21 protein-coding genes are annotated in these 20,241 nt (G+C 64.8%); 9 read left to right on the forward strand and 12 right to left on the reverse strand.

Annotated elements, in window-relative coordinates; translation table 11 throughout:
• Positions 1 to 55 precede the first annotated feature (55 nt).
• The 6 genes from nusB to nrdR all read right to left on the reverse strand — a co-directional run bounded on the left by nusB (position 56) and on the right by nrdR (position 4,573).
• The gene (gene nusB / locus RRX38_RS13120; RefSeq protein WP_315959540.1) at positions 56 to 553 is read right to left on the reverse strand and encodes a transcription antitermination factor NusB; all 498 of its coding nucleotides are present in this window, start codon (positions 551 to 553) and stop codon (positions 56 to 58) included.
• The gene (ribE, locus tag RRX38_RS13125; RefSeq protein WP_295470662.1) at positions 550 to 1,026 is read right to left on the reverse strand and encodes a 6,7-dimethyl-8-ribityllumazine synthase; all 477 of its coding nucleotides are present in this window, start codon (positions 1,024 to 1,026) and stop codon (positions 550 to 552) included. The genes nusB and ribE overlap by 4 nt, the downstream gene beginning before the upstream one ends.
• Before the next feature lie 127 nt (positions 1,027 to 1,153).
• A complete protein-coding gene (ribBA, locus tag RRX38_RS13130; RefSeq protein WP_295470661.1) occupies positions 1,154 to 2,245 on the reverse strand; it encodes a bifunctional 3,4-dihydroxy-2-butanone-4-phosphate synthase/GTP cyclohydrolase II in 1,092 nt (363 codons plus the stop codon).
• A gap of 16 nt (positions 2,246 to 2,261) precedes the next feature.
• Entirely contained in the window at positions 2,262 to 2,924 is a 663-nt protein-coding gene (locus RRX38_RS13135) for a riboflavin synthase (protein WP_295470660.1), read from the reverse strand.
• 51 nt (positions 2,925 to 2,975) lie between these two features.
• On the reverse strand, positions 2,976 to 4,112 hold the full coding sequence (ribD, locus tag RRX38_RS13140; RefSeq protein WP_315959541.1) for a bifunctional diaminohydroxyphosphoribosylaminopyrimidine deaminase/5-amino-6-(5-phosphoribosylamino)uracil reductase RibD: 1,137 nt from the start codon (positions 4,110 to 4,112) through the stop codon (positions 2,976 to 2,978).
• Entirely contained in the window at positions 4,109 to 4,573 is a 465-nt protein-coding gene (gene nrdR, locus RRX38_RS13145; RefSeq protein ID WP_295470658.1) for a transcriptional regulator NrdR, read from the reverse strand. The genes ribD and nrdR overlap by 4 nt, the downstream gene beginning before the upstream one ends.
• 168 nt (positions 4,574 to 4,741) lie before the next feature.
• On the opposite strand from nrdR, the gene RRX38_RS13150 reads away from it, so the two are divergent.
• From RRX38_RS13150 to trxA, 3 genes are all read left to right on the forward strand, one after another.
• Positions 4,742 to 5,185: a YbaY family lipoprotein gene (locus RRX38_RS13150; protein WP_295470657.1), complete on the forward strand. Its 444-nt coding sequence runs from the start codon at positions 4,742 to 4,744 to the stop codon at positions 5,183 to 5,185.
• On the forward strand, positions 5,182 to 5,832 hold the full coding sequence (locus RRX38_RS13155) for a class I SAM-dependent methyltransferase (RefSeq protein WP_315959542.1): 651 nt from the start codon (positions 5,182 to 5,184) through the stop codon (positions 5,830 to 5,832). Before RRX38_RS13150 ends, RRX38_RS13155 begins: the two co-directional genes overlap by 4 nt.
• Before the next feature lie 111 nt (positions 5,833 to 5,943).
• Positions 5,944 to 6,819, forward strand: coding sequence for a thioredoxin (trxA, locus tag RRX38_RS13160; RefSeq protein ID WP_315959543.1), 876 nt, complete (start codon positions 5,944 to 5,946; stop codon positions 6,817 to 6,819).
• Between the two features lie 121 nt (positions 6,820 to 6,940).
• Here trxA and RRX38_RS13165 read toward each other — a convergent pair whose 3' ends face one another.
• The gene (locus RRX38_RS13165; RefSeq protein ID WP_315959544.1) at positions 6,941 to 7,297 is read right to left on the reverse strand and encodes a hypothetical protein; all 357 of its coding nucleotides are present in this window, start codon (positions 7,295 to 7,297) and stop codon (positions 6,941 to 6,943) included.
• 175 nt (positions 7,298 to 7,472) lie between these two features.
• On the opposite strand from RRX38_RS13165, the gene RRX38_RS13170 reads away from it, so the two are divergent.
• From RRX38_RS13170 to RRX38_RS13190, 5 genes are all read left to right on the forward strand, one after another.
• Positions 7,473 to 8,066, forward strand: a complete 594-nt coding sequence (locus RRX38_RS13170) for a DUF2796 domain-containing protein (protein ID WP_295470653.1) — start codon at positions 7,473 to 7,475, stop codon at positions 8,064 to 8,066.
• A 65-nt stretch (positions 8,067 to 8,131) separates the two neighbouring features.
• A complete protein-coding gene (locus RRX38_RS13175; RefSeq protein ID WP_295470652.1) occupies positions 8,132 to 8,842 on the forward strand; it encodes an ATP-binding cassette domain-containing protein in 711 nt (236 codons plus the stop codon).
• Position 8,843: 1 nt separating this feature from the next.
• On the forward strand, positions 8,844 to 10,109 hold the full coding sequence (locus tag RRX38_RS13180; RefSeq protein ID WP_315959545.1) for an ABC transporter permease: 1,266 nt from the start codon (positions 8,844 to 8,846) through the stop codon (positions 10,107 to 10,109).
• Positions 10,106 to 10,642 carry a DUF3299 domain-containing protein gene (locus RRX38_RS13185; protein WP_295470650.1) on the forward strand — a complete coding sequence of 179 codons (537 nt, stop codon included), beginning with the start codon at positions 10,106 to 10,108 and terminating at the stop codon, positions 10,640 to 10,642. The genes RRX38_RS13180 and RRX38_RS13185 overlap by 4 nt, the downstream gene beginning before the upstream one ends.
• Before the next feature lie 113 nt (positions 10,643 to 10,755).
• Positions 10,756 to 11,442, forward strand: coding sequence for an OmpW/AlkL family protein (locus tag RRX38_RS13190; RefSeq protein ID WP_315959546.1), 687 nt, complete (start codon positions 10,756 to 10,758; stop codon positions 11,440 to 11,442).
• Between the two features lie 61 nt (positions 11,443 to 11,503).
• Here the strand turns inward: RRX38_RS13190 and RRX38_RS13195 are convergent, their stop codons facing one another.
• From RRX38_RS13195 to RRX38_RS13215, 5 genes are all read right to left on the reverse strand, one after another.
• Positions 11,504 to 11,887 carry a hypothetical protein gene (locus RRX38_RS13195; protein ID WP_315959547.1) on the reverse strand — a complete coding sequence of 128 codons (384 nt, stop codon included), beginning with the start codon at positions 11,885 to 11,887 and terminating at the stop codon, positions 11,504 to 11,506.
• Between the two features lie 221 nt (positions 11,888 to 12,108).
• Positions 12,109 to 13,038, reverse strand: coding sequence for an NAD-dependent epimerase/dehydratase family protein (locus RRX38_RS13200; protein WP_315959548.1), 930 nt, complete (start codon positions 13,036 to 13,038; stop codon positions 12,109 to 12,111).
• On the reverse strand, positions 13,031 to 13,915 hold the full coding sequence (locus tag RRX38_RS13205; protein WP_295470646.1) for a sugar nucleotide-binding protein: 885 nt from the start codon (positions 13,913 to 13,915) through the stop codon (positions 13,031 to 13,033). Before RRX38_RS13205 ends, RRX38_RS13200 begins: the two co-directional genes overlap by 8 nt.
• Positions 13,916 to 14,017: 102 nt before the next feature.
• Complete coding sequence (locus RRX38_RS13210; protein ID WP_315959549.1) at positions 14,018 to 16,249, reverse strand: mechanosensitive ion channel family protein; 2,232 nt, start codon at positions 16,247 to 16,249, stop codon at positions 14,018 to 14,020.
• 156 nt (positions 16,250 to 16,405) lie between these two features.
• The gene (locus RRX38_RS13215) at positions 16,406 to 18,187 is read right to left on the reverse strand and encodes a GGDEF and EAL domain-containing protein (RefSeq protein WP_315959550.1); all 1,782 of its coding nucleotides are present in this window, start codon (positions 18,185 to 18,187) and stop codon (positions 16,406 to 16,408) included.
• Between the two features lie 411 nt (positions 18,188 to 18,598).
• On the opposite strand from RRX38_RS13215, the gene RRX38_RS13220 reads away from it, so the two are divergent.
• A complete protein-coding gene (locus RRX38_RS13220; RefSeq protein WP_315959551.1) occupies positions 18,599 to 20,224 on the forward strand; it encodes a methyl-accepting chemotaxis protein in 1,626 nt (541 codons plus the stop codon).
• Positions 20,225 to 20,241 lie beyond the last annotated feature (17 nt).

The following is a 20,241-nucleotide window of genomic DNA, read 5'->3' on the forward strand; positions in this document are numbered from 1 at the left end:
GCCTGTTCGTGCCCCGCGCTGGCGGCCCCGGCGACGTTTTCAGAGGCGCCCGTCATCAGCGTTTATGGGCTTTGACTTCAGCGGCGCGCAGGGTCGGGGCCAGTTTGTCGAGCACACCGTTGACGAACTTGTGGCCATCGGTAGAACCGTAGACCTTGGCCAGTTCGATGGCTTCGTTGATGACCACGCGGTACGGCACGTCGATGCGGCGCAGCAGCTCGAAGGTGGACAGGCGCAGCACGGCCAGTTCGACCGGGTCCAGTTCGTCGATGCTCAGGTCCAGGCACGGCTTGAGGGCGCCGTCGATTTCACCCTTGTGGGTGGCCACGCCATGCAGCAGTTCGCGGAAGTAGCCGCCATCGACGGTGCTGAAGTCGTTGTCGACGCGGAACTGCGCCTCGATTTCGTTCAACGAATGGCCAGCCATCTGCCACTGGTACAGCGCCTGGGTCGCCAGTTGGCGGGCTTCGCGGCGCTTGGCAGTCTTGCTCTTGGCGGCTTCCGGCGATTTGGGCTCGCGCGGGTTGAACTTGTCGCTGTCGTCGGAAATCACTTGGCCTCCAACTGCGCAAGCAGACTGACCATTTCCAGGGCCGACAGGGCGGCTTCAGCGCCCTTGTTGCCCGCCTTGGTGCCGGAACGCTCGATGGCCTGCTCGATGGTGTCGACGGTCAGCACGCCGAACGCGACCGGTACGCCGAACTCCATGGAGACCTGGGACAGGCCCTTCACGCATTCACCAGCCACGTATTCGAAGTGCGGGGTGCCGCCACGGATCACCGCGCCGAGGGCGACGATGGCCGCGAACTCGCCACGCTGGGCGACCTTCTGCACCACCAGCGGAATTTCGAAGGCGCCAGGCGCGCGGATGATGGTGATGTCGCTTTCCTTGATGCCGTGGCGTACCAGGGCATCGACCGCGCCGCTCACCAGGCTTTCCACGACGAAGCTGTTGAAACGGCCAACCACCAGGGCGTAGCGGCCTTGCGGGGCGATGAAGGTACCTTCGATGGTCTTCAGGGTCATTCGCTTGGGTCTCGTATTAAAGAGCAAGTCCGCCCAGCGGCGGACTTTGAGAATGTTAGGTCATGAATCACGATGCACATGAGACAGCCGGCAAAAAGCAGTTTTTTGCCGGCTGCGGGGGGTGTCGTCATTCCGATGGCACGTATTCTACAACTTCCAGGTCGAAACCGGATATCGCGTTGAACTTCATCGGCGAACTCATCAGGCGCATCTTGCGCACGCCAAGGTCGCGCAGGATCTGCGAACCGGCGCCTACGGTGCTGTAGGTGCTCGGCAGCTTGATCGGCTGCTGACCAGCGGTCTCACGGATGTGCGCGAGCAGCACATCGCCGTCGAGCGGATGACCGAGCAGCAGCACCACACCGCTGCCGGCCTCGGCCACGGCGGCCATGGCCGCACGCAGGCTCCAGCGACCAGGCTGTTTGATCAGCAGCAGGTCGCGCAGCGGGTCCATGTTGTGGACTCGCACCAGGGTGGGCTCGTCGGCGCTGATGGTGCCCAGGGTCAGGGCCAGGTGCACTTCGCCTTCCACCGAGTCGCGGTAGGTCACCAGGTTGAAGTGCCCCACTTCGCTGTCCACCGGCTGCTCGGCGACGCGCTGGATGGTGCGTTCGTGGGTCATCCGGTAGTGGATCAGGTCGGCGATTGTGCCGATCTTGATGTCGTGCTCCAGGGCGAAGGCTTCCAGCTCGGCGCGACGCGACATGGTGCCGTCGTCGTTCATGATCTCGCAGATCACCCCGGAAGGTTCGAAACCGGCCATGCGCGCCAGGTCGCAGGCCGCCTCGGTGTGCCCGGCGCGCACCAGGGTGCCGCCCGGCTGGGCCATCAGCGGGAAGATGTGCCCAGGGCTGACGATGTCTTCAGCCTTGGCGTCGCGGGCCGCGGCGGCCTGCACGGTACGCGCACGGTCGGCGGCGGAGATGCCGGTGGTCACGCCCTCGGCGGCCTCGATGGACACCGTGAACTTGGTGCCGAAGCCCGAACCGTTGCGCGGCGCCATCAGCGGCAGCTTGAGCGTTTCGCAGCGCTCGCGGGTCATCGGCATGCAGATCAGGCCGCGCGCATAACGGGCCATGAAGTTGATGTGTTCAGCCTTGACGCATTCGGCGGCCATGATCAGGTCGCCTTCGTTTTCTCGGTCTTCGTCATCCATGAGGATGACCATCTTGCCCTGACGAATGTCTTCGATCAGGTCTTCAATCGTGTTGAGCGCCACTCGGCACCCCCTTGGGTCAGGATTTCAGGTAGCCGTTGGCGGCCAGGAAGCTTTCGGTGATGCCGCCCTGGGCCGGCTCGGCGGCCTTGTCACCGAGCAGCAGGCGCTCGAGGTAACGGGCCAGCAGGTCGACCTCCAGGTTGACCTTACGACCCGGCCGGTAGTCGGCCATGATGGTCTCGGCCAGGGTGTGCGGCACGATGGTCAGCTCGAACTCCGCGCCATGCACGGCGTTGACGGTCAGGCTGGTGCCGTCGACGGTGATCGAACCCTTGTGGGCGATGTATTTGGCCAGCTCGCGCGGGGCGCGTACGCGGAACTGGATGGCGCGGGCATTTTCCTCGCGCGAGACGATTTCGCCCACGCCGTCGACATGGCCGCTGACCAGGTGGCCGCCGAGGCGCGAGCTGGGGGTCAGGGCCTTTTCCAGGTTGACCCGGCTACCGACCTTGAGGTCGACGAACGCCGTGACGTCGAGGGTCTCGCGGCTGACGTCGGCCCAGAAACCGTCGCCAGGCAGCTCGACGGCGGTCAGGCACACGCCGTTTACCGCGATGCTGTCGCCAAGCTTGACGTCGCCCAGGTCGAGCTTGCCGGTTTCCACGTAGACGCGGACGTCGCCGCCTTTGGGGGTCAGGGCCCGGATGCTGCCGATGGATTCGATGATGCCGGTAAACATGAGGTCCTCCGCTGGGACTGGCTGCCCGGAAGGTTCGGGCAAAGCCGGGAATTATACGCCTGGCGTGGGCACAGGCAGAGCGATGACGTGCCAGTCGTTGCCGATGGCGCGCATTTTCACGATTTTCAGCGCCAGCGCTTCGCTCATTCGCGACAGCGGCAGGTCCAGCAGCGGCCGCGCTTCGGAGCCGAGGAACTTGGCGGCGATGAAAATCTGGAATTCGTCGACCAGGCCCAATCGAGTGAAGGCGCCAGCCAGGCGCGGGCCGGCCTCGACCAGCACGTCGTTGACGCCAATGGCCCCCAGCGCATCGAGCAGCGCAGGCAGGTCGACGTGGCCGTCGCTGCCGGGCAGGTTCACCAGCTCATGCCCCTGCGCCTGGTAGCGGGCGTCGGCGTCTTCGCCTGCGCAGGTCACCACCATGGCCGGGCCGGCCTGGAAGAATGGCTGGTCCAGCGGCACCCGCAGGCGCCCGTCGATCAGTACCCGCAGCGGCGGCCGGGCGGCGGCCAAGGCGGTGAGTTCGGCGTCCAGGCCCAGCTCGGCGGGGCGCACGGTGAGACGCGCCGCGTCAGCGAGTACCGTATCGGCGCCACTGAGCACCACGCTGGACTGCGCGCGCAGGCGCTGCACTTCGGCGCGCGCCTGGGGACCGGTGATCCACTGGCTTTCGCCGCTGGCCATGGCGGTGCGGCCGTCCAGGCTCATGGCCAGCTTGACCCGCACATAGGGCCGGCCGCTTTCCATGCGCTTGAGGAAACCGCTGTTCAGCGCCCGGGCCTCGTCCTCTAGCACGCCGCTGTCGACCGCGATACCGGCCTCGCGCAGGCGCTGCAGGCCACGCCCGCCAACCTGCGGGTTGGGGTCCTGCATCGCCGCGACCACGCGCCCCAGGCCGGCGGCGACCAGCGCTTCGGCGCAGGGCGGGGTACGCCCGTGGTGACTGCAGGGCTCCAGGGTGACGTAGGCGGTGGCGCCACGAGCCCGCTCACCGGCCTGACGCAGAGCATGAACTTCAGCATGCGGCTCACCGGCACGCACGTGCCAGCCCTCGCCTACCACCTGGCCGTCGCGCACGATCACGCAGCCGACCCGTGGGTTGGGATGCGTGGAATACAGCCCCTGGCGCGCCAGCTCCAGGGCGCGCGCCATGTAGTGGGCGTCGAGGACGCGTTGCTCGCTGCTCATTCCTTCCCCGGCTCGCGCGCCAGGCGCTCAATCTCTTCGCGGAATTCGTTGAGGTCCTGGAAGCGCCGGTACACCGAGGCGAAACGGATGTAGGCAACTTCATCGAGCTTCTGCAGCTCGCCCATGACCAGTTCGCCGACCACCAGCGACTTGACCTCACGCTCGCCGGTGGCGCGCAGTTTGTGCTTGATGTGCGCCAGCGCCGCTTCCAGGCGCTCGACACTGACCGGGCGCTTTTCCAGGGCACGCTGCATGCCGGCACGCAGCTTGTCTTCGTCGAATGGCTGGCGTCGGCCGTCCTGCTTGATCAGCCGTGGCATGACCAGTTCGGCGGTTTCGAAGGTGGTGAAGCGTTCGCCGCAGGCCAGGCATTCGCGACGGCGACGTACCTGCTCGCCTTCGGCAACCAGGCGCGAATCGATGACCTTGGTGTCGTTGGCAGCGCAGAAGGGACAGTGCATGGGTGGCAAGCCACTGGAAAAAGGGGAGCGCCATGGTAGCGCATCTCATCGGCATGACAAGACTCAGGCGGCGCTGGACAGGCGGGCACGGCGATATGAAACTGCCGCTATTGATTCACACCGATGCGGGAGCCCCTCAGGTGCTCCTGCTGCCTCGCCGGAGTCCGCATGTCACCGAAACACATCGTCGCCCTCGCCCTGGCCGCCTTGCTGGCCGCCTGCAGCAGCACCGAACCGCCGCCCGCGCCGCGACCGGCCGCACCGGTCGCCAAGGTTCCCGAAGGCCCCGGCCCACTGCTGCCTTATCAACGCGAAGTGAGCGGCCAGTTGCTGGGAGCGCCCGCCGGTGCCGAGGTCGAGATGGCCATGCTGGTGGTCGACGAACGGGGCCGGCCGCAGAAGCTGCTGACCAGCAGCAAGCTGCAGAGCACCGGCCAGTCACTGCCCTTCCAGCTGCGTTTCAACCCCGAGGCGTTCCCGGCCGGGGCGCGGGTCGAGCTGCGTGCCCGGGCCATCCAGTCCGGGCAATTGGTCATGCACCTGCCGTCGATGCGCATCGAGCAACCCGTGACCCAGGCCCTTGGCCCCCTGCAGCTCGTCAAGGCGCCGTGAAAGCACTGCAGGAGGCGCTGGGCGAGCTGCTGGGTGATGCCCGGCTGGTCGTGACGCCGCTGCCGGACACCGACCTGAGCCTGTGGCTGATCGACCCGGCCAACATGGACCGCGCCTTCTGTGCCGAGGAAACCCGGCGCATTCTCGAAGAACCGCCGTACTGGAGCTTCTGCTGGGCCAGCGGCCTGGCCATGGCGCGCTTTCTTGCCGAGCAACCGCACTGGGTGGCCGGCAAGCGGGTGCTGGATTTCGGCGCAGGCTCGGGCGTAGTGGCCATCGCGGCGGCGCGGGCGGGCGCGCTGGAAGTGGTGGCCTGCGACCTCGACCTGCTGGCCTTGGCCGCCTGTCGCGCCAACGCCGAACTCAACCGGGTCACGCTGGGCTATTCGGCGGATTTCTTCAACGAGGCTGACCGCTACGACCTGGTCCTGGTCGCCGATGTGCTCTACGACCGCGCCAACCTGCCGTTGCTCGACCAGTTTCTCAGCCGTGGCCGCGAAGTGCTGGTGGCCGACTCGCGGGTACGCGACTTCCAGCACCCCGCCTATCGCCCGCTGGCCAAGCTTCAGGCGCTGACACTGCCCGACCTGGCCGAGCCCTGGGAGTTTCGCCAGGTCAGCCTGTACCACGCGCAGCGCGAAGGCTGAACCACACTCATTGCACCTTGGCGCCAGCCGGCGGTCCTACGCGCAGCACGGCTTTCGGCAATGTGCCGTGGGCTTTATAGTTGGCAACATTCTGATATGCCGAGACGCGCAATGAGCCAGGACACGCCTTACATCTACGATGTCACCGTCAACACCTTCGATCAGCAGGTCATCGAGAAGTCGTTCCAGCAGCCGGTGCTGGTGGACTTCTGGGCCGAGTGGTGCGCGCCCTGCAAGGTTCTGATGCCGCTGCTGGCGCAGATTACCGAGAGCTACCAGGGCAACCTGGCGCTGGCCAAGGTCAACTGCGACATCGAACAGGAAATCGTCGGCCGCTTCGGCATCCGCAGCCTGCCCACGGTGGTGCTGTTCAAGGATGGCCAGCCGGTGGATGGCTTTGCCGGTGCCCAGCCGGAGTCGGAAATCCGCAAGCTGCTCGAAGCCCACGTACAGATGCCCGCGCCCCGCGCCGCCGACCCGCTGCAACTGGCCCAGGAACTGTTCGCCGAGAGCCGCTTCGCGGAAGCCGAGGCGCAGTTGAAGGTGCTGCTCAGCGAAGACAACGGCAACGCGCGCGGGCTGATCCTCTATGCCCGCTGCCTGGCCGAGCGCGGCGAACTGGGTGAAGCCCGCACCGTTCTCGACGCGGTGAAGAGCGACGATGCGCACAAGGCCGAACTGGCCGGTGCCAAGGCGCAGCTGACCTTCCTCGCCCAGGCCGCGCAACTGCCGGACGGCGCCGAACTGAAAAGCCGCCTGGCGCAGAATCCGCAGGACGATCAGGCGGCCTATCAGTTGGCGATCCAGCAGCTGGCGCGCCAGCAATACGAAGCAGCGCTGGACGGCCTGCTCAAGCTGTTCATCCGCAATCGCAGCTATGACGAGGGTCTGCCGCACAAGACCCTGCTGCAGGTGTTCGACCTGCTGGGCAACGACCACCCGCTGGTCACCACCTATCGCCGCAAGCTGTTCGCTGCTCTCTATTGAGCCGCTCTTGCGGCCACGCTTGCCCTCTTTGCAGCCACGCGCTTGCTCGCGATAACCCGTAGGCCGCACCTGGGCCTGCGGCCTTCGCGAGCAAGCTCGCTCCTACAACCGGATAGGGTGGCTAGTCGACCCAGCTGTACAGCGGTGCATCCGCGCCGCTTTGCACCTTCACACTGGCGTTGTGACGCAAGCGCACCAGCAGGCGCTTGGCGGCGGACTCACTGCCGGTCAGGCTTTCAAGGCGCCCGGCCAGCTCCGGGCCGCTGAGCTGCCCGGCCTCGCGCAGCAGTTCGCAGGCCGCCTGCCAGAGCCGGTCATCCTGGTTCGCCGGCCGAGCGGCGGCAGGTGCGGCGGGCCTGGCCGGAGCCTCGACGGGCGATGCTTTGCCCAACAGCCCAGCCAGGCTGGCCCAATCACTTTCATCCAGTTCGATGTTCAGGTCCACCGGCCACTGGCCGATGCTTCCGCGAATCCGCATAGTCTGTTTCCCCAACGATCAGGCCGCCATGCTCCCACAGCCGTCCTGCCCTGCCCACCCACCACAAGCCGGGCGCAGCAGCGAAGTCGACGCGAAGGAAAAAAACCGGCATCATTCGGCGCGATCGTTATAAGATTACATTACATTTTGTAACCCTCTCCCTGGAGCCCCACCCATGCGCCGCCTGTTGCTCGCCCTGCCCTTCGCCCTGCTGCCTCTGGCCGCCCCTCAGGCCTTCGCTGCCGCCGAACATGACCACGATCACGAGCATGAAAGCCTGGGCGCCCACGAACACGGCGTCGGCCGCCTCAACGCCGTGCTGGAAGGCAAGACCCTGGAGCTGGAATTCGACAGCCCTGCCATGAACATCGTCGGCTTCGAACATGCCCCTGGCAGCGACGACGACAAGGCCAAGCTGGCCAAGGCCCGCGAACTGCTGCTCAAGCCCAATGCGCTGTTCAGTATTTCCGAAGCCGCTCAGTGCTCGGCGCGCTCGGTGAAACTGGAAAGCCCGCTGTTCGGTGACAAGGACGACGACGATCACGACGAAGATGAACACGCCAAGCCCGACGAGCATCATCACGAGCACAGCGAAATCCACGCCAAATACATCTTCACTTGCGATGCACCGGCGATTCTGAAGAAACTCGACCTCAGCCAGGTGTTCAAGACCTTCCCGGACACCAAGAAGCTGCAGGTCCAGCTGATCTCCCCCGGCGGGCAGTCGGGTGCCGAAGTGATCGCCGCCAACCCCAGCGTCAAGTTCTGACCCCTGGTGCCACACAGCGACCGGGCCTGCCCGGTCGTTTCGTTTTCCCCATCGAGAGTCAGGGCATGAGCCAGGCACTTATCGAACTGACGGACCTGGGTTTCAACTGGCCCGGCCACCCGTTGTTGCTGGACATTCCGGCCTTCCGCCTGGAAGCCGGTGAAACTCTGTTCCTGAAAGGCCCGAGCGGCAGCGGCAAGACCACCCTGCTCGGCCTGCTGGGCGGCGTGCAGTTGCCGGTGCGGGGCAGCATCCGCCTGCTGGGCGAGGAGCTGAACCGGCTCTCGGCCGGCGCCCGCGATCGCTTCCGGGTCGACCACACCGGTTACATCTTCCAGCAGTTCAACCTGCTGCCGTTTCTTTCCGTGCGTGAAAACGTCGAACTGCCCTGTCACTTCTCCCGGCTGCGCGCCGACCGCGCCTGCCAGCGGCATGGTTCGGTGGCTGAGGCCGCGGTTGCCCTGCTCGCTCATCTCGGTTTGAAAGACACCACGCTCCTGGACCGCCGCGCAGATGCCCTGTCCATCGGCCAGCAGCAGCGTGTGGCCGCTGCACGAGCACTGATCGGCCAGCCCGAGCTGGTGATCGCCGACGAACCGACCTCGGCCCTGGATGCCGACGCCCGCGAGGCGTTCCTGCAGTTGCTGTTCGCCGAATGCCGCGAGGCCGGCTCCAGCCTGCTGTTCGTCAGCCATGACCAGAGCCTGGCCGCTTTGTTTGATCGCAACCTGTCACTGGCCGAGCTCAATCGCGCCGCCGTTGCCGTGGAGATTTGAGATGTATCTGCTTCGCCTGGCCATGGCCAGCCTGGCCAACCGCCGCTTCACCGCGTTCCTTACGGCGTTCGCCATTGCCCTGTCGGTCTGCCTGCTGTTGGCCGTGGAACGCGTACGCACCGAGGCGCGGACCAGCTTCGCCAGCACCGTCAGCGGCACCGACCTGATCGTCGGCGCCCGCTCCGGCTCGATCAATCTGCTGTTGTACTCGGTGTTTCGCATCGGCAATGCGACCAATAACATCCGCTGGGACAGCTTCGAACACTTCGCCAACCACCGGCAGGTGAAATGGGCGATTCCGATTTCCCTGGGAGACTCGCACCGCGGCTACCGGGTGATGGGCACCAGCGAGGCGTACTTCGAGCATTACCGCTACGGGCGCCAGCAAGCCCTGGAGCTGGCCCAGGGGCGGCCATTCCAGAGTGACCCGTTCGAGGTGGTGCTCGGCGCCGAGGTGGCCGAGGCACTGCACTACAAGCTGGGCGACAAACTGGTGCTGGCCCACGGCGTGGCGACCATCAGCCTGGTCAAGCATGACGACAAGCCGTTCACCGTGGTCGGCATCCTCAAGCGCACCGGCACGCCGGTGGACCGCACCCTGCACATCAGCCTGGGTGGCATGGAGGCGATCCACATCGATTGGCACAACGGTGCGCCGGCCCGTGGCAACGAGCGCATCTCTGCCGACCAGGCGCGCAACATGGACCTCACGCCCAAGGCCATCACCGCCTTCCTGCTCGGGCTCAACAGCAAGATCTCGACCTTCAGCCTGCAACGCGAAATCAACGAATTCCGTGGCGAACCCCTGCTCGCCATCCTGCCCGGCGTAGCCCTGCAGGAGCTGTGGAGCCTGATGGGCACGGCAGAGAAGGCGCTGTTCGTGATCTCGCTGTTCGTGGTGCTCACCGGGCTGATCGGCATGCTCACCGCGATCCTCACCAGCCTCAACGAGCGGCGCCGGGAAATGGCCATTCTGCGTTCGGTGGGCGCTCGCCCTTGGCACATCGCCAGCCTGCTGATTCTCGAAGCCTTCGCCTTGGCCCTGGCTGGCGCGGTGGCCGGGCTGGCACTGTTGTACCTGGGTATCGCTGTGGCGCAGGGCTACGTGCAGTCGGAATACGGCCTGTACCTGCCGCTGGCCTGGCCCAGTGAATATGAATGGACACTGCTCGCTGGCATTCTGGGTGCGGCCCTGTTGATGGGCGTGGTGCCCGCCTGGCGCGCCTACCGCCAATCCCTGGCCGACGGCCTGTCGATCCGCCTATGAGGACCTCTATTGTGCGACGCCTGCTGCTTGCCCTGCTGCTTTGCGCCCCGCTCGCCGGTTGGGCGGCCGACCCTCAGGTGCTGACCTGGGAAGAGCTGATTCCACCGGATGCGCCCCCGGTGAAGCCGGTAACCCAGCCGCTCCACGACCTGTCGAAGATGGGCGATGCCCTGGCCATGGAAGCGGCCCCGGCGGCCCATCAACTGGCGCCGGACGCGCCGGTGGTCAAGGCACTGGATGGCAAGCAGGTGCGCTTGCCGGGCTACATCGTGCCGCTGGAGGTCAGCGAGGAAGGACGGGTCACCGAGTTTCTGCTGGTGCCCTATTTCGGCGCCTGCATCCATGTGCCGCCGCCGCCGGCCAACCAGATCGTGCATGTCACCAGCGAGCTGGGCGTGAAGGTCGACGAGCTGTACCAGCCCTACTGGATCGAAGGACCGATGCAGGCCAAGCACAGCAGCAGCGAGCTGGCCGAGGCGGGTTACCAGATGGAAGCCGACAAGATCTATGTCTACGAGTTGTCCGATTCCTGAGCGTTTCGGACCTGAGGCGCCACTCATCGACCTTTCATTGAGCTGAGTCAAGGCCGCGGCGCAGACGCCCTCCTACCATGGCTCCAGACCTTTTTAACCGCTCTGGAGCTTCCATGAACAAGTCCCTGCTGCGCGCCTCGGTGTGCGCACTCGCCCTTGCCGCCCCGCTCGCCGCCCAGGCCCACCAGCCCGGCGATTTCATCGTGCGTGCCGGTGTAGCCCACGTCGACCCGCATGAAGACAGCGGTGAACTGCGCCTGGACGGTACCAAGGTTTCCGGCACCAAGGCCTCGGTGGACGGCGAAAACCAGCTGGGCCTGACCTTCGCCTACATGCTCAACGAGCACTTCGGCATCGAGCTGCTGGCCGCCACGCCGTTCAGCCACACCGTTTCGGTCCATGGTCTGGGCCCGGGTCTGGACGGCAAACTGGCCGACATCAAGCAACTGCCGCCAACCCTGTCGCTGCAGTACTACCCGATGGCCGCGTCCTCGGCCTTCCAGCCGTACGTTGGCGTGGGCCTGAACTACACCAAGTTCTTCGACACCGATCTGACTGGCAACCGCAAGGACCAGGGCTTCAGCAACCTCAAACTGAAGGATTCCGTAGGCCTGGCCGGGCAGATCGGCATGGACTACCAACTGACCGAGCACTTCCTGCTCAACGCCGCCGTGTGGTACGTGGACATCGACACCAAGGCCAGCGTCGACGGTCCTTCGGCGCTGAGCGTCGGCAAGACCAAAGTGGATGTGGACATCGACCCGTGGGTCTACATGGTGGGTGTGGGCTACAAGTTCTAAGCGCCTGACCAGGGCCGGGAAAAACCTCGCGGGGCGCATTGGCCCCGCGAGGTTTTTTCATTCAGGCGACGCTATGCGGTACGGTTTCGGTCATGATTACGATAGCGAAGCGGTCATCCTCCAGCCAGGCGATTCTTAGCCGCTCATCGCACTGCGTGCCGTCGGGCAAGAGCAGGAACCAGGATTTCTTCAGGTAGGCCTCGGCTGACAGAGGCGCATCACCATTGGCCCGTTTAAGCAATATCGCCAATGCTACGGGGATAAACCCCAACGGGTACATGCCCGTGAACAGCACGAGCCCGATGCCCAGACACGCCAGCACGATAGCGGCGACGTGCGAAAACTGTACTTGAGAATCCCGCTCCTCCAGATACCCCGCGTAATGCAAGGCAAACCCCGTGGCTTCGTATTCGCCATTCTCTGCTGTCAGTTGAAGCTGTTTCACCCTGGTACCCGCTCCTTCATCCGTGATGATTGGTCTGGAAAAGAGGCGAGAATATTCTCCAGGGCCGCGTCTGGCTCAAGAACGCAAAGGGCCACTTCTGCAGAAACAGAAAAAACCCACAGCGCAGAAGCGGTACGCCTACAGCAGCGATGGCGATGGATGATTGGAGGGGGTGAAAGCAGGGAAGCCAGCCCCGCGCAAGCCACGGGGCCGACAGCGGCTCAGCGGCCGAGCAGGCGAGCCAGACCGTCGATCAGCGGGGTGGGCTGTTGCAGGCTGAAACGCTCGCGCAAGCGCTGGTTGTTGGCCCGCGAATGGCGGATGTCACCCGCACGCGCGGCCTGGTAGCTCACCATCGGCAGACTGCCGACCACCTCCTTGAAAGCGCCGAGCAACTGGTTCAAAGACGTGGTGGCATTCAAGCCGATGTTGATCGCGCCGGGCTCGACCACAGGCTGCTCAAGCGCCTGCACCAATACACCGACCAGATCACCGACATAGAAGAAATCGCGGGTCTGCTCACCGTCGCCGAATACTGTGATCGGCAGGCCCTTGACCGCGCGCTCGGCGAAGATGCTGATCACCCCGGAATACGGCGAGGACGGGTCCTGGCGTGGGCCGAATATATTGAAGAAACGGAACACCACCGGTTCCAGCCCATGCTGGCGACGATAGAAGTCCAGGTAGTGCTCGCTGGCCAGCTTGTCGGCCGCATAAGGGGTCAGGGGCGCCTTGGGCGTGTCTTCGCCAATGGCCTCGCCTTCACCGTTGTTGCCGTACACCGCCGCGCTGGAGGCGAACAGCACCCGCTGGATGCCGGCGGTGCGCATGGCCTCGCAGACATTCAGGGTGCCGATGAAGTTGCTCTGGTGAGTGCTCACCGGGTCGTCCACCGAGGCCTGCACCGAGGCCACCGCCGCGAGGTGCACCACCGCCTGGCAACCTTGCACGGCACGCGCCACCAAGGCGGCATCGGCCACATTGCCTTCGATCAACTCGACACGCGCATCGTCCAGCGGCAGGTTGCTGCGTTTGCCGGTGGACAGGTCGTCGAGCACCCTGACGCTGCGCCCGTTGGCGAGCAATGCGTCGACCAGGTGCGAACCGATGAAACCGGCGCCGCCAGTGATGAGGACGGGGGCGTCAGACATGTCGATAGTACCGGTCGAGCAGGATGGGCAGACCGGCGCGCCAGGCGCGGGGCTTGATCCCGAAGGTGTGAAGGATTTTCTTGCAGGCCAGCACCGCATGCTGCGGCTCTTCTGCGGCATCCGGGCGGGCGGCATGCGCCTGCGGCGTGGGCGCCTCGATGGCCAGCGGGTGCAGCAACCGCGCTTCGGTGAGAATGGCCTGGCCGAGCGCCACCGGGGTGGTCGCCTCATGGCCGGCGTAGTGATAGGTGCCCCACAGCGGCGCTTCGCAGTCCAGCTGCTTAAGCACCGACAGCAGCACCCGTGCGGCATCGTCAACCGGTGTCGGGTTGCCACGCCGATCATCGGCCAGCAACAGCGGCTCGGGTTGTTCGGCACGGCTCAGGAAACGCCCGAGCACACCGTCGCGGCTGTCGTCGAGCAACCAGCCGAAGCGCACCAGCACATGTTGCGGGCAGGCGGCCCGCACACTCTGCTCGATGCGCCACAGCGCCTGGCCGCGAATACCGAGCGGTAGCGGGTCGTCCTTCTCGCTGTAGGCGGTGGCCCGCGAGCCATCGAAGACCCGGTAGCTGGAAGGCTGCAAGAGGATGATGTTGTGGTGCTGGCAGAGTTCGGCCAAGCGCTCCACCGAGCGCTCTTGCGTCGCCAGGCGCGATTCGCTCACGGACTCGGCCTGGAACCAGTCGTAGTAGTAAGCCAGGTTGATCAGGGCATCGGGACGGGTGTCGTCGAGCAGTTGCGTGAGGCTGGCTGCGTCCCAGCCATCTTGCGGCGGACGCGGTGCGAGGAACGCGATGTCTTCCTCGGCACCCAGACGTATCAGCGCCTGCCCGAGGGCATTCCCGCCGCCCAACAGCATAAGGCGCATTCGCATATAGTCAGCAGGCTCGGTATCGGATTGATCAGGTCATCAGGTTTGAAAACGCCTGCAAACATATCACGTTGACCGGCCAGGCCCAACACCCGCCCCGGCGCGTCACGCCGCCCCGGAGCCCGGCGCTGGCGCTGGCGGCCCCTCGGCCTCGGCGGCCTGGCTGCGATGCGCGGCGCCTGGGTTCATCACCACTTGTGGATAAGTCTGCGCGAAATGCACCTTGGGGTGCTGGTCGACAAGCTTCTTGAGGCGCTCGTTGAAGGCTCGCCCGACGCTGTACTGGCCACCCGACGAAGTCCGGAACTGCGCGGTCAGCACCACACCGTTGAGGTCCATGCGGTCAACGCCGAACACCTCCAGCGGCCCTTGCAGGTTGTTCTTGAGCAGAATGTCCTCGGTGATCGACTGGCCGGTCTCGCGGATCAGCGCCAGCGCCTCGTCGATGTCGGTGTCGTAGGTGAACTGCACCGAGAAGAACGCGTAGGCGAACTGCCGCGACTGGTTGGTCACGGCCTTGATCTGGCCGAACGGCACCGAGTGCACGAAGCCCTTGCCGTCGCGCAGGCGTACGGTGCGGATCGTCAGGCTTTCCACGGTGCCGGAATGGCCGGTGCTGAGCACCACCCAGTCGCCGATGGAAAAGGTGTCTTCGATGATGATGAACAGCCCGGTGATGACGTCCTGGACCAGCTGCTGCGAACCGAAACCGATGGCCAGGCCCACCACACCGGCACCGGCCAGCAGTGGTGCGACGTTGATGCCCAGGTTGGCCATGGTGGTAATGGCGCAGATCACCACCAGGATGATTTTGATCGCATTGCGCAACAGCGGCAGGATGGTCTTGACCCGGGTGCTGGGCTGGCGACCGTGGCGCTGGTTGACCGGTGGCTTGAGCGCCTCCTGGATGGCGGTGTCGAGCACCACCCAGAGCAGCCAGGTCACCAGGAAGATCAGGCCGATGCCGCTCAACGAATCGCTGATCGCCCGCCCCAGGGTATTGCGCTGGGCGAACTCGAACAGCGAAAAGCCCCAGATGCGCCCCAGCACTTCGATGAAGGTCACCGCCAGGGCAATGCGCAGGCAGGCATACACCAGGCTGATCAGACGCGCCTTGTAGGCGTGCCCACTGCGCGCCACCTGATCACTGGGGCGCTTGAACAGATGCTGGAACACGGTGCTGATGAAGACCGTGGCAATCAGCAGCAAGGTGGTGAACAGCGCGCAGCGCAGCGTCTGCTGGCTGTCTTCGCCAGCACCGATGAGGTTTACCGCCGAAACCAGGATCATCAGCAGGATCGGCAGATTCCACAGGTTGGAGAAGATCTTCAGCGACTGCTGCAACGCCGGCTGGCGGGTACGACTGCTCAAGGCGCGGTTACGAATCAGGTGTGCGACCGGCCGGCGCATGCGGATCACCAGCACGCAGAACACCGCCGAAGCGACCAGGCCAGTGAATACGGCGATGCTGGTGGTGACGTTGCTGCCGATCTGCCGGGCGATCTGCGGGCTGGTCAGTGCATCGCTCAGCGCCGCCAGGAAGCCGATGACGAACAACGGCCGTGGGCAGTAGCGCCGCAGGATGCGCACCGCGGTCCGCTTGTGCCCGGCATTGAACATGACAATGACGCACAGCAGCACCGAGGTGGAAAAGATGCCACTGCTGGTGGCGTAGGCAAAGCACAGCGCCAGCGCCCGACCGAGGGAGCTGGGCACGAACTGGCTGATGTACACCGTCAGCGGCAGGCAGATCAGCGCCGGCAGGGTGAACGGCAGCAGGTACTTGAGCAACCCCCGGGTGCGCTCCCAGCTGCGCATGAACGAACGCCGGTTCACCCGCCGCGCCACGAAGCTGCCGGCCCCGCACAGCAGCGCGAAGGTGCCGATCCACACCACCGAGAGCAGCAGGAAATCACCGGTCATCTGCCAGGCAGTGCGCGGCGAGGGCTTGTTGACCAGACGGTCGATCTCGCTGGCCGCACGGTCGGCCCGTACGCGCCAGGTGTCGAGCAGGTCAGCATTGAGGTTCAGTGCTCGCTGAACATCATCGATGCTACCGCTCAGCGCGCCCAGCAGGCCGCCTTCGACGAGGATTTCCGGTGCAGCGCCCTGCTCATCCGCCGGCTTGTCGGCCTCGGGCGGCGGATCTTTCTTGTCAGCCTCGGCGGCCGGCTTCTTATCCACAGGGCCGGGAGCGGCCTTGTCATCGGGCTTGGCGTCGGCCTTGTCGGCCGCCGCCCCCATCGGCAGCGCGGGCACTTCCGCCGCCTGCAATGACAGGTTGCCGGCAAACGCCAGCACCACCAGCAAGACCAGGTTTCTCAGCTGACACACCACGCCGCACGCTCCTCCACCGGTGTCCTAAGGGATCATCGTTCACCAGAAACTGATCCCCCCAGGGCGCGCAAGTTCGCCAGGATAGGCAAGAAATCGCTCGTCGCCTTACCTGTCCATGGGAATAACTCGGCGCACTCGGGCTGTGGCGACGAAAGTTCAGGCTACCGAGCTGGCGCGGTCAGCCTTGCAGTACCAGTGCTCGAAGGCGGCCAGGGTCATGGGCATGCCCAGGTAGAAACCCTGCGCTTCGGAACAGCCCCAGGTCTTGACCTGTTCGAGCAGCTCGGCGGTTTCGATACCCTCGGCGGTCACCCGATAGCCCAGCCGGGTGGCCAGCGAAACCAGTGATTGCACCAGCAGGCGGTCGCGGGGGGTAACGGCCGACTTCTGCACCAGTGAACGGTCCAGCTTGACCACCGACGCCGGAATGCGGCTCAGGTAGGCCCAGTTGCTGTAGCCGGTGCCGAAATCATCGATGGCGATATCGATACCGGCCTGACGCGCCCGCTGCAGTTGCTGCTGGACCACTTCCAGGCGCTCGATCAACACGCTTTCGGTGAACTCCAGTTGCAGGCGCGAGGGATGGATATCCAGGCGCTGCAGTTCCTCCAGCAGGCTGTCCATGAACAGCGGGCTTTCCAGGTCGCGGGCGGTGACGTTCATGCTGATGCTGAAGTCCATGCCACGGGTGTGCACCAGAATGCGCAGCGCTTCATGCATGACCCAGGCGCTGATCTCGGTGATCAGCGCAGTCTTTTCCGCCAGGGGAATGAATTCCGCCGGGGAAATATCGCCCAGCACCGGATGCTTCCAGCGCAGCAGGGCTTCTGCAGAGCAACAGCTCCCGGAGTCCAGATCGATGCGTGGCTGCAAGTACAGGCTGAACTGGTTTTCACTTTGCAGTGCCTCTACCAGTGCGGTAAGCAGAATGAATGCACGGCGCTGCGCCGCATCCACGTCGGACTGATACCAGGCGCAACGGCCGGGTTCATGGCGGGCCGCCTCGGCCGCGCTGATCGCACGGCGCAGCCACTCCAGATCACGACCATCGCCTTCGAGCCCGGAGATTTCCAGGATACCGATGCCGGCATCCAGGGGGACCGGAATCTGGTGACAATAAATCGGGCGCTGCAGCGCCTCGACCAGCCTGGCGCTCAGGCACGGGACATCATGGCCATCAGGCAGGATCACGCTGAAACGGGTGGGGCTGATCTTGTACAACTGCAGCTCGCAGCCCAACTGGTCGGTGACACGCTGCTTGACCTCCATCACCAGATCCTGGGCGAAGTTGTAGCCCAGGGCCTTGACCACATCGTTGAGCGCTGACGCCTGCATGATATCCAGGGCCAGGAGCGTGAAACGCTCGTCCCGGGCCAGGCGCTCCAGCACATCGCATTCCAGCCTGAAGCGGTTCAATAAGCCGGTGGGGTGATCGAAGAAATTACGCTGGCGAATGCCAACGAGGATCTTCATTGCCATGTCGGCAAACCCGGTAAGCATGTCTCGCTCGGCCTCGGACATCGGCGGGCGCGGCACGGTATCGATCACACACAGGCTGCCGATCGCGATGCCGCTTTCCGTGAGCAAGGGTGCACCGCAGTAGTAACGGATACCCGGCGCCCCCGTGACCAGCGGGTTATCGAAGAATCGCGGGTCGAGCAGCGCATCCGGCACTTCCAGGGGCCTGGGCTGGTGGATCGCATGCGCGCAGAACGACACATCACGTGAGGTGGAGTGCGCATCCAGGCCGGTCCTGGCCATGAACCACTGCTGATGCTCACTGACGATGGACACCAGACAGATGGGCACCGAGAAATGGTTGCCAGCCAGGGCCACGAGGGCCTGTAGCTCTTCAGGCTCGTCCAGGTGCTCGACGCACAGCTCGAAGACCTTGGCTTGGCGTTCCCGCTCATTGTCGGGCAAGGGTGCGATTTGCATGTCAGTACGCCCTTCAAGAGAACCTGGTTAAGGATGAGACACTCGCCGCCTCATATAAATGCCCTATTGCCATCATCAATATTTTCAATGAGGCATAACGGCCACAAGCCTGCCAGGCGTTCTCGGCAAGGGAAGGCGCCACGACGTTGAACGCGGCGCCAGAGCGGCTGGAGCGCAACAGTAAGCGGCGAGCAAATCTAGCAATAGGCCATCATCCAGACCGGCAGCCCGCTCAAAACGTTCCCCGTATCGATCCACTTTTTTTCCAAAAGCCGGGACATGGACGCATGACTGCTCTTCTACAAGAAAAATGCATGCAAAAATTTAGCGCGCCCAAGGAACGATATTAAAGCGACATCATCGAAGTCGGATCCCATATACCCCCTCCCACCTCGGCCAAGGAGCCTACCCATGCAGTTTCGAGAAATGAAAATCGGCGCCCGGGCCGCCCTCATGTTCACCATGCTGGGTCTGCTGGTCATCGCCCTCGGCCTGATTGCCCTCTACGAAACGCGCCGGATGGACAGCGCCACCGCCGAAATCCGCAACATGTGGATGCCGTCGGTGGTCAACCTCAGCGATGTCGGCAGCAATATCGGCCGCGCCAGGGCCCTGACCATGCGCAGCCTGCTCGAGGACGAGCCCGCCCAGCGCCGCGCCACACTGGCCAAGGTCGACGAGATCAGCCGGCAGATAGAAGCAGGCCTGGGCGATTATGAAAGCACCGTTTACGACGCCACCGACAGGCGGCTGTATACCGAACTGCTGAACGCCAAGGCCCGCTACCTGGAACAGCAGGGCAAGATTCGTGACCTGGTGCTGGCGGGCCAGCTGGAACAGGCCCGCCAGCAGGTCAATGGCCCGCTGGGTGAAATCACCGACGCACTCAGCAAAGCGCTCAACGCCCTGATCCGCTTCAACTCCGACGGCGCCGACAACGCCTCGCAGCTCAGCACCGATCTATCCCATGAAGCCGTCTGGGTCATTGCCTTGAGCCTGACGATCATCGTGCTGGCGCTGATCGTCATCGCCACCCTGCTCACCCGCAGCATCGTGGTGCCGCTGGCCGAAGCCGTGGCCGTCGCCGAGCGGGTCGCTACCGGCGACCTGACCCGCGAGGTGCAGGTCAAGGGCCGTGACGAGCCAGCCCTGCTGCTCAACGCGCTACGCCATATGCAAGAGAATCTGCGCCAGACGCTGCGCCAGATCGCCGCCTCCTCCGATCAACTGGCCTCGGCTTCCGAAGAACTGCACAGCGTGACCGAAGACACCAGTCGAGGCCTGCATCAGCAGAACGCCGAGATTGACCAGGCCGCCACGGCGGTGAACCAGATGACCGCCGCCGTGGAAGAAGTCGCCAGCAATGCGGTCAGCACCGCCGAAGCCTCCAAGGGCGCCGACCAGACCACCCGCAGCGGCCGGGATCAGGTCGATGAAGCGCTGATGTCCATCCGCCTGCTGGTGCAGGACGTGAGCGGCACCGCGCAGGAAATCGAGCAACTGGCCAGCAGCGCCAACGAAATCAGCCGGGTGCTCGACGTGATCGGCACCGTGGCGGGGCAGACCAACCTGCTGGCCCTTAACGCAGCCATCGAAGCCGCGCGTGCCGGTGAAGCCGGGCGCGGCTTCGCCGTGGTCGCCGACGAGGTACGGGCCCTGGCCCATCGGACTCAGGAGTCCACCGAGGAAATCGAGCAGATGATCGGCTCGATCCAGACCGGTACCGGGCGCGCCGTGGAAGCCATGCAGACCAGCCAGAACCGTGCGGGCACCACTCTGGACGTGGCCCAGGCCGCCGGCGAGGCGCTGCAACTGATCGCCGAAGCCATCGCCTCGATCAACCAGCGCAACCTGGTGATCGCCAGCGCCTCCGAAGAACAGGCCCAGGTTGCCCGCGAGGTGGACCGCAACCTGATGAACATCCGCGACCTGGCCATGCAGACCTCGGCAGGCGCCAACCAGACCAGCGCCTCGGCCCAAGAGCTGTCGCGCCTGGCCGTGGAACTCAACGCGATGGTGGCCAAGTTCCGACTCTGACCGGCCCTGTCGCCCAA

The sequence above is a fragment of the Pseudomonas sp. DTU_2021_1001937_2_SI_NGA_ILE_001 genome (assembly GCF_032463525.1).
Lineage (GTDB): Bacteria > Pseudomonadota > Gammaproteobacteria > Pseudomonadales > Pseudomonadaceae > Aquipseudomonas.